The 7,921-nt window shown below is 65.9% G+C and carries 10 protein-coding genes; 2 read left to right on the forward strand and 8 right to left on the reverse strand.

The genetic code is table 11. The annotated features are described in order from the left end of the window. The coding region (locus QZ281_RS06820; protein WP_292226334.1) for an isochorismatase family protein at positions 1 to 592 on the forward strand (592 nt) is incomplete at its 5' end. Positions 593 to 768: 176 nt separating this feature from the next. Here QZ281_RS06820 and QZ281_RS06825 read toward each other — a convergent pair. Together QZ281_RS06825 and QZ281_RS06830 are read right to left on the reverse strand one after the other, a co-directional pair. Further along, a complete protein-coding gene (locus QZ281_RS06825) occupies positions 769 to 2,067 on the reverse strand; it encodes a type VI secretion protein ImpB (RefSeq protein WP_292226337.1) in 1,299 nt (432 codons plus the stop codon). Positions 2,068 to 2,177: 110 nt separating this feature from the next. After that, positions 2,178 to 3,197, reverse strand: a complete 1,020-nt coding sequence (locus tag QZ281_RS06830; RefSeq protein ID WP_292226341.1) for an adenosine deaminase — start codon at positions 3,195 to 3,197, stop codon at positions 2,178 to 2,180. 72 nt (positions 3,198 to 3,269) lie between these two features. Between QZ281_RS06830 and QZ281_RS06835 the strand changes: the two genes are divergently transcribed. Then, a complete protein-coding gene (locus QZ281_RS06835) occupies positions 3,270 to 3,431 on the forward strand; it encodes a hypothetical protein (RefSeq protein WP_292226344.1) in 162 nt (53 codons plus the stop codon). A gap of 3 nt (positions 3,432 to 3,434) precedes the next feature. On the opposite strand, the gene argS is transcribed toward QZ281_RS06835, so the two are convergent. The 6 genes from argS to QZ281_RS06865 form a co-directional block, all read right to left on the reverse strand. Beyond that, positions 3,435 to 5,237 carry an arginine--tRNA ligase gene (gene argS, locus QZ281_RS06840; RefSeq protein WP_292226347.1) on the reverse strand — a complete coding sequence of 601 codons (1,803 nt, stop codon included), beginning with the start codon at positions 5,235 to 5,237 and terminating at the stop codon, positions 3,435 to 3,437. Continuing rightward, positions 5,238 to 5,915, reverse strand: a complete 678-nt coding sequence (locus tag QZ281_RS06845) for a Tat pathway signal sequence domain protein (RefSeq protein WP_292226350.1) — start codon at positions 5,913 to 5,915, stop codon at positions 5,238 to 5,240. A 119-nt stretch (positions 5,916 to 6,034) separates the two neighbouring features. Next, positions 6,035 to 6,478 (reverse strand): PaaI family thioesterase, encoded by a 444-nt coding sequence (locus QZ281_RS06850; RefSeq protein WP_292226353.1) that lies wholly within the window; start codon positions 6,476 to 6,478, stop codon positions 6,035 to 6,037. Positions 6,479 to 6,578: 100 nt separating this feature from the next. After that, complete coding sequence (locus QZ281_RS06855; protein WP_292226356.1) at positions 6,579 to 7,142, reverse strand: DUF3035 domain-containing protein; 564 nt, start codon at positions 7,140 to 7,142, stop codon at positions 6,579 to 6,581. A 70-nt stretch (positions 7,143 to 7,212) separates the two neighbouring features. Further along, positions 7,213 to 7,719, reverse strand: coding sequence for a signal peptidase II (gene lspA, locus QZ281_RS06860; protein WP_292226359.1), 507 nt, complete (start codon positions 7,717 to 7,719; stop codon positions 7,213 to 7,215). A gap of 86 nt (positions 7,720 to 7,805) precedes the next feature. Further along, positions 7,806 to 7,921 (reverse strand): hypothetical protein (locus tag QZ281_RS06865; RefSeq protein ID WP_292226363.1); only part of this gene is annotated, 116 nt, incomplete at its 5' end.

The raw sequence follows: 7,921 nt of genomic DNA on the forward strand, positions 1-7,921 counted from the left end.
GCAGAACGATTTCTGCGGGGGCGGCGCGCTGGCGGTCGCGGGCGGGGCCGGGATCATGCCGCTGATCAACCGGTTGGCGGAACGGTTCGACAAGCTGATCGCGACACAGGACTGGCATACGCCGGACCAGATTTCCTTCGCCTCGAACCACGAGGGCGCGACGCCCTTCACCGAAATCGAGGTCGCCTATGGCCGCCAGATGCTGTGGCCCGATCACTGTCTTCAGGGTTCGGTCGGCGCCGACTTCCATCCCGACGTGAAGCCGACCATCGACCGCGCCCTGGCCGTGATCCGCAAGGGTTATAATCCGGCGGTCGACAGCTATTCCGGCTTCTTCGAGAACGACCACCAGACCCGGACGGGCCTTGCGGGCCTGTTGCGCGATCTGGGTGTGAAACGAGTGTTTCTGGCCGGTCTGGCCTTTGACTACTGCGTCCGCTTCACCGCCGAAGACGCGGTCCGCGAAGGCTTCGAGGCCATCGTCATCACCGACGCCAGCCGCGCGATTGCGCCAGAGACGGCGGCGGCAGCGCACGACAGCTTCCGTGCGCTGGGTGTGACCGAGATCGAGGCGGCGACGCTGCTCGCCTAGGTTCAATCGACATTCAGTTGGTTCACCCCCAACTCGTCATTCCGGGGCTGAGCGGAGCGAAGAACCCGGAACCCAGGAGGCGCGCATCCGGCGTCGAATGCATCCAGCGATGCGATTGTGGCCCTGGGTTCCGGGTTCGTCCTTCGGACGCCCCGGAATGACGAAAGAGAAGGCCTTCACTCCCAGAAATCCTCCGCATCGGGAATCCGCGTGAAGGCGATCTTGGCGCCGATATATTCGGGCAGCCCCGCGTTCGGGCCGATGCTGACCGTGTCCTTGCCATAGCGGCGGTTCAGGTCGTCCAGCGCCTGTGACAGTTTCAGCGACCGGGCTGTGCCGCCCTGGTCGGGGCCGGGATCGAACAGGTCCGTCTCGAAGGCGCCGCTGGCCTTCAGCTTGTGGACCCCGACCCCGACATAGCTCAGCCGCCCGGCCTCAAGCTCTGGCTCGATCCTGCTCCACAGGCTGTCAAGCGCGGCCAGCAGGGCGAAGGTGTCCTGTGTGGGGGCGACGGCGCAGTTCAGACCTGCGGTGTCCCAGCCGCGCTTGGCGCCCCTTGGTCCCATGTCCAGATGCAGGCTGACCACCGCCCCTGTCAGCCCCATCCGCCGCAGCCGCGCCCCGCATTTGACCAGCAGGCGCCGGGCGACCGCGCGCGCCTTTTCCGGCGTCCGCATCTGCGCCGCCAGAACATGGCTGTGGCTGATGGAGGCGGGGGGCTTTTCGGGTGTCGGTTCGCTGTCCAGACCGTGCAGGCCGCGCCAGATGCGCTCGCCCTCGATGCTGTTCCAGACGGCGCGGGCCTGTTTGGCGCCCATGTCCCACAGGCCCGCCGTATCGACCACGCCTGCCGCCGCCAGCCGTTCACGCATCCGCGAACCCACCCCCGGATAGGTCGACAGCGGCAGGTGCAGGATGGATCCCGGCAGTTCATTGGCCCGCAGGATCGTCAGCCCGTCCGGCTTCTTCATCCCGCAGGCGGTCTTGGCCAGAAACCGCGACGGCGCCAGACCGATGGAGGAGCGCAGGCACTCGCCCACATTCTTGCGGATGCCCGCCTGAATGCGTCGCGCCAGGGCGACCGCGTTCGCCTCCTGCCGTTCCGGCCCGATCAGTTCGCACGAACATTCGTCGATGGAGCCGACCTTCCACACCGGCACATGGCGGTCGATTTCCTCCATGATCTGCTTATGGATTTTGACGTAAAGGTCGGGCCGGGCCTCGGCGACGATCAGGCCGGGACACATCTGGCGCGCCTCTGACACCCGCGTGCCGGTGCGGATGCCATAGGGGCGGCTCTCATAGCTGGCGGCGATGGCGCCGGTGTATTCGCTCTCGGCCGGGCGGACGATCAGCGGCTTGCCCCGCCAGTCCGGGTTCATCTCCTGCTCGACGCTGGCGAAAAAGGCGTTCAGGTCGATGAACAGCCAGCGCAGGTTCGCGCCGTCGTCATACTGTGGGTTCGCCTGATCCATGACGTGAACATATCAGGAACATTGAGCGGTCGGAAGCCGCTGACGCTCCTAGCTTTCGTCATTCCGGGCTCCTCGCGTCGCTCAGCCCGGAATGGCGAAAGTGGAGGGGATCAGGCCGCCGCGTAGGCCTCGACCTCGGCAATACGCGCGGCCTTTTCGGCGTCGCTCAGGAACGAGCCTTCGAAACTGTTCTTGGCCAGTTGCGTCACCTGCTCCCGGGTCAGGCCGACCGCCGCCGCCAGTTGGCTGTAGTTCTCGTTCACATAGCCGCCGAAATAGGACGGATCGTCCGAGTTCAGCGTGACGTGCAGGCCCCGGCGCAGCATTTCGGGGACGGGGTGGTCCTTCAGGTCGTTGACCACGCACAGTTTCAGGTTCGACAGCGGGCAGACCGTCAGCGTCATCTGTTCGGCGGCCAGACGTTCGATCAGGCTTTCGTCCTCCATCGAGCGGTTGCCGTGATCCATCCGGTCGATGTGCAGCAGGTCCAGCGCCTCATGCACATAGGCGGGCGGGCCTTCCTCGCCCGCGTGGGCGCACAGTTTCAGGCCTAGTTCGCGGGCGGCGGCGAAGACGCGCTGGAACTTGGACGGCGGATGGCCGACCTCCGACGAATCCAGCCCCACGCCGATGAAGTGATGCAGATAGGGCTTGGCCGCCTCCAGCGTGGCGAAGGCCTCGTCCTCGGTCAGGTGACGCAGGAAGCTCAGGATCAGGCCGCTGGACACGCCCAACTCCGCCTTGGCCCGGTCCATGCCCGCGATCAGGCCTTCGACCACCACGCCGAACGGCACGCCGCGATCCGTATGCGTCTGCGGGTCAAAGAAGATTTCGGCATGGCGCACATTGTCCGCCGCCGCGCGCTGGAAATAGGCGAAGGCCAGATCCTCGAAATCCTGACGGGTCAGCAGCACCGCCGCCCCCGCATAATAGATGTCCAGGAAGTCCTGCAGGTTGGAGAAGTCATAGGCCGCCCGCACCGCCTCGACGCTGTCATAGGGGATGGCGACAGTGTTGCGCTGGGCCAGTTCGAACATCAGTTCCGGCTCAAGGCTGCCCTCTATGTGCAGGTGCAGTTCGGCCTTGGGCAGACCGGCGATATAGGCGTCGAGGGGCGAAGACTGGGCCATCAAGACCTCCTGTGAAGCGGGAACGACGCCGAACGGCGAAGCGTTGGGGTGCTGCAGTCAAGGAGCACCCCAATGACGGACAAACAAGACAAGCCGGTCAAGATCAACACCACGCCCGGCGTTCTGGGCGACGGCACTGAAGAACAGAACCTGGGCCAGAAGGGCGATCCGTCCAAGCGGATCACCGAAGAGGAGGTGGACGCCGCCTTCTCCGACAAGAAGAAGACGGACTGATCCTCACATACGATCCGGCGTTTCGATGCCGAGCAGGCCCAGCGCCGTCTGCAGCTGGCGCAGGGCCGCCGCCGACAGGGCGAGGCGCGACCGTTTCGTGTCCTCGTCTGGTGCGACCAGCACAGGGCAGGCGGCGTAGAATTTCGAGAACGACTGCGCCACGCGATAGGCGTGTTCCGCCACCAGATGCGGCATCCGCTTGTCATAGGCGTCCGACGTTGCGGCGCTGAAGGCGTCCAGCGTCAGGGCCAGGTCGCGTTCCGCCTGTTCGGCGATGACGATGGGACCGGCGGACACGCCCTGTTCGGCGGCCTTCCTCAGCAGGGATTTGATGCGGACCGCCTGATACAGCAGGTAAGGCCCGGTCTTGCCCTCAAAGCTCATGAAGCGGTCGAGGTCGAAGACGTAAGAGGTGGTGCGCGCGTTCGACAGGTCGGCGAACTTCAGGGCGGCGATGGCCACCTTGTGCGCGATGGCCTCGAACTCTTGCGGCGACAGGTCGTCGCCCAGCTTGGCCTCATGCAGACGCTCGCGCGCCTTTTCCGTCGCCTGATCGATCAGGTCGCGCAGTTTCAGCACGCCGCCCGCGCGGGTCTTGAACGGCTTGCCGTCCTGACCGTTCATGGTGCCGAAGCCCAGATGCTCCAACGACTTCTCAGGCGCATAACCGGCCAGATAGGCGGCGCGGAACACCTGTTCGAAATGCTCGGCCTGACGTTCGTCGACGACGTACAGGATCAGGTCCGGGCCGATCGACTTCTTGCGGTCCAGAATCGTGGCCAGGTCGGTCGTGCCGTACATGGCCGAACCTTCCGAGCTGATGACCAGCAGGGGCGGGGGCGAGGGGGCCTCGATCACCGATCCGTCGGCCAGCTTCTTCTTGCGCGTCTCGCCGGGACGGGCGACGTGAACCACCTGGGCGCCGTCGTCCTCGACCAGCAGGCCGGTGTCTTTCAGATGGGCCAGCATTTCCGGCATCACCGGATCGGCGTCGCTCTCGCCGTTCCACAGGTCGAAATCGACCGACAGATCGCCGTATTCGCGCTTCAGCGCCTCGCGGCTGACGGCCACGAAATGCTGCCACAGGGCGCGATAGCCGGGGCGGCCGTTCTGCAGTTCCGCCGTCGCCTTGCGGGCGCGGTCGCGGAAGGCGGGGTCTTCCTTGGCCTTGCCTGCGGCAAGCGGATACAGCCGGTCCAGATCGGCCAGGGTGACCGGCGTGCCAGCCGGGAAGGGACCATCGCCCTCGACCATGAAGGCGTCGGCCAGCTTCTCATCGCCGCAGGCGACGATCAGCAGACCCATCTGGAAGCCCCAGTCGCCGAAGTGGGCGTCGCCGGTCACTTCATCGCCGCGGAAGCGGAGCAGACGTTTCAGGCTCTCGCCGATGATTGCGCTGCGCAGATGGCCGACGTGCATCGGCTTGGCCACGTTCGGGCCGCCGAAGTCGATGACGACCTTGCGCGGATCAGCGACGACCGCTGCGCCCGCGTGGGCTTCGTCGGCTGCGACTTCCTCGGCGCGTTCAGCCAGAGCCGCGTCGGCGATCTTCAGGTTGATGAAGCCGGGACCGGCGACCTCGACCGACGAAAAGCGCGGATCGGCGCTCAGGCGTTCGGCGATCTTGCCCGCCAGTTCGCGCGGATTGGCTTTCAGCGCCTTGGCGGCGGCCAGGGCGCCGTTGGACTGGAAATCGGCCAGGTCAGGACGGTCGGACGGGGTGACGCGGGCCAGCGCCGCATCCACGCCTTCGGCGGCGAAGGCGGCGGCGACCGCTTCGCTGAGGACGGTCTTCAGATCAGCCATTTATTCGCTCGTGGGGGCAGCAGTAGCGGGCACAGGCGTCGTTCCGGCGTTGACGCGGAATCGGCTGCCCGAGCGGTTGAACTCGGCCATGTCCGGCGTCACGTCGAAACCGACCAGAACTTCGAAGTTCGAGCCGTTGGTGGTGATTTCGGCGCGCGGGATCGTGATGGTGCGGTCTTCGGTCACGGCGGCGGTGCGCTGACCGGCGAAGTTCACCGGGATGTCGAAATATTCCTTGGCCAGAATGGCGCTGTTGCGCTCGGTCACCGCGACCCAATAGCGATAGGTGCGCTGGTCGCCCGCCGCCTGCGGGCCGCGTCCGAACTGGAACAGCACGCGCATGTCCAGGCGGATCGGTTCATCGCCGCGATACTGGCAGTCGGACGTCAGGTTCTCGATTTCGCCGGTATAGCCGACGTTGGCGATGGCGGCGCGTTCGCCCTCGAACTCGACGTAGCGGGCGGCGTCGTAAAGAATCTTCACATAGGGGCAGGGGCCTGCATTGGCCCGGCGCGACAGGGGCGCGATGCGAATCGCACGGCGCGGCGCTTCGTCCTGACCAGAGGCCTGTTGCTGACCGCCACCGCCGCGTTGGCGGCCGCTCTGAGCCTGGGCGGCGACTGGCAGGACAGACGCCGCAATCGAAATGGCGGCGAGGGCGGTTAGGACGCGACGCATCAGCATATATTTCCGACAGCGAAAGGGCTCGCGCGACGATCGGCGGCCGATCATAGAACGCTCGCCGCTGATAGCGGCTAAAGCGAGGCGCGGCAAACCTTCGCTTCGGAACTGTGCTTTCAGGCGCTCATCACCAGGCATGTCGAGGTGGCTGTGGCGTACAGTTTGCCGTCCAGCCCCTTCAGATCGGCTTCGGCGAAACCGGCCCGGCGGCCGATCTGCACGATCCGTCCTTCGGCCCGCACCGGGGTTCCCGCCGTCAGCGCCTTGTGGAAGACGGTCTTCAGCTCCAGCGTCGTATAGGTCTGGCCGGGCTTGAGCATGGAATGGACCACGCAGCCGCAGGCCGAATCCAGCAGGGTGGCGATCCAGCCGCCGTGGACCGTGCCCAGCGGATTATAGACGGCTTCGGTCGGGATGCCCTCGAACACCACCCGGCCTTCCTCGATCTCGATCATGTCGAAGCCGACGGTGCGGGCGATGGGGGCGGTGAAACCGGCCTTTGCGCCCAGCCGCAGCTGCTCCACGCCGGACAGTACGGAGAAATCGATGGCTTCGGTCATGGGAACGGATCCTGCACGATGGGGGTCCGTTTACAATAAAGACGGACGCTGCCGAGGCAAGCGTCCGTCAAAGGTCTTGGTTCCGTGCGGAAGTCGGGTCTTACAGGCCCGGCAGCTTGAAGCCGCTGTTGCGACGCGGAACGATGGTGATGGGCTGACCGCCGGTCAGGGCCTGAGCGCGGGCGGCTTCGCTGGCGGCGTCGATGGTCACGGCGCCGTCTGCGGTCTGGCGGGTAGTCGCCGCCTGGCTGGCCGAATCGTTCTTGCGCCAGAACATCAGGCGGTTGGCGAAGCTTTCGTCCTTGCGGGCGATGTTGCCGAACTGGTCGTCGATGACATAGGTCGCCAGCGGATCAGCCTGATCGGCGCCGGCGCGCGAAACCAGAGCCTGTTCGCCCGCCGTGCGGGTGACGCCCTGGCGTTGGCCCAGCAGAATCTGACGGGCGGCGCTTTCCGGCGCCAGTTCTTGCGGGCGCGGCTGGCCCGGTGCGGGCGGACGCAGGCCGTACTCGGGCGGCACGGTCAGGGGCGCCGTCGCAACGGTGACGAACTCGTCCGGCACGACCTTGGTCAGGCCGACACCTTGCTTGAGAGTGCCGCAGGCCGACACGGCGAGCGCGGCGGAGGCGGCGAGGGTCAGGACGGCGACACTGCGAATACGCATGGTTTCAGGCTCTGTTCGGCTTAATGCGGGTGCTCCCCCGGAGCGAAGACCGCATAGTGAAGACGTTGGATTACGACTTTTCGGCGGCGTCGCCAACCTTGGCGGCCCGTTCAGACAGAAGAGTGTCCAGAATCAGCAGGACAACCCCGATAGTGATGGCGCTGTCGGCGACATTGAACACCCACGGAAACACGCCAGTCCCGGAAAAGTCGATAAAGTCGACGACATAGCCGAAACGCACGCGGTCGATGGCGTTGCCGATGGCGCCGCCCATGACCAGGCCGATGGCCGCGATCAGCAGTCGACGCTGCGACTTCAGCGCCCACCAGCCCAGGGCGATCGAGACGATGATCGAAAAGATGCTCAGCCCCCAGCGGGCCTCGCCGCCGCTGAACAGGCCGAAGCTGACGCCGGTGTTCTCGACCCAGCTGAAGTTCAGGATCGGGCGGATGACGGGGACGCGCCCGATTTCCTGCAACTGCAGGCCGCTGATGATCCAGGCCTTGCTGATCTGGTCCAGCAGGACGACGACAATGGCCATGCCATAGGCGGCCAGGGCGATGCGGGGAATCTTCATGCGTCGCTTTCAGCGGGACGAACGGGAACGGGCGCGATTAGCAGGAAGCGCAGCCCCCGCCAATGGAGGTTGCGTTTCCGGGGGTGTCAGAACAAGTCCCCCTGTCCGGCCGACGGTGCCTTGGGCTTGGGCGCCGGTTTGGACACAGGCGCAGGCGTCCCGGCGCGTGGTTCGCCGCCGTCGATCACCGCCCCGCGTGCGC

This window comes from Brevundimonas sp. (assembly GCF_018608325.1).
In the GTDB taxonomy this organism is placed as follows: Bacteria; Pseudomonadota; Alphaproteobacteria; order Caulobacterales; family Caulobacteraceae; genus Brevundimonas.

Coding starts and splice junctions, on each gene's coding strand:
- QZ281_RS06825 (WP_292226337.1), bottom strand. CDS start 2,067: ATGGATCAGGCGAACCCACAGTATGACGACGGCGCGAACCTGCGCTGG.
- QZ281_RS06830 (WP_292226341.1), bottom strand. CDS start 3,197: ATGGCCCAGTCTTCGCCCCTCGACGCCTATATCGCCGGTCTGCCCAAG.
- QZ281_RS06835 (WP_292226344.1), top strand. CDS start 3,270: ATGACGGACAAACAAGACAAGCCGGTCAAGATCAACACCACGCCCGGC.
- argS (WP_292226347.1), bottom strand. CDS start 5,237: ATGGCTGATCTGAAGACCGTCCTCAGCGAAGCGGTCGCCGCCGCCTTC.
- QZ281_RS06845 (WP_292226350.1), bottom strand. CDS start 5,915: ATGCGTCGCGTCCTAACCGCCCTCGCCGCCATTTCGATTGCGGCGTCT.
- QZ281_RS06850 (WP_292226353.1), bottom strand. CDS start 6,478: ATGACCGAAGCCATCGATTTCTCCGTACTGTCCGGCGTGGAGCAGCTG.
- QZ281_RS06855 (WP_292226356.1), bottom strand. CDS start 7,142: ATGCGTATTCGCAGTGTCGCCGTCCTGACCCTCGCCGCCTCCGCCGCG.
- lspA (WP_292226359.1), bottom strand. CDS start 7,719: ATGAAGATTCCCCGCATCGCCCTGGCCGCCTATGGCATGGCCATTGTC.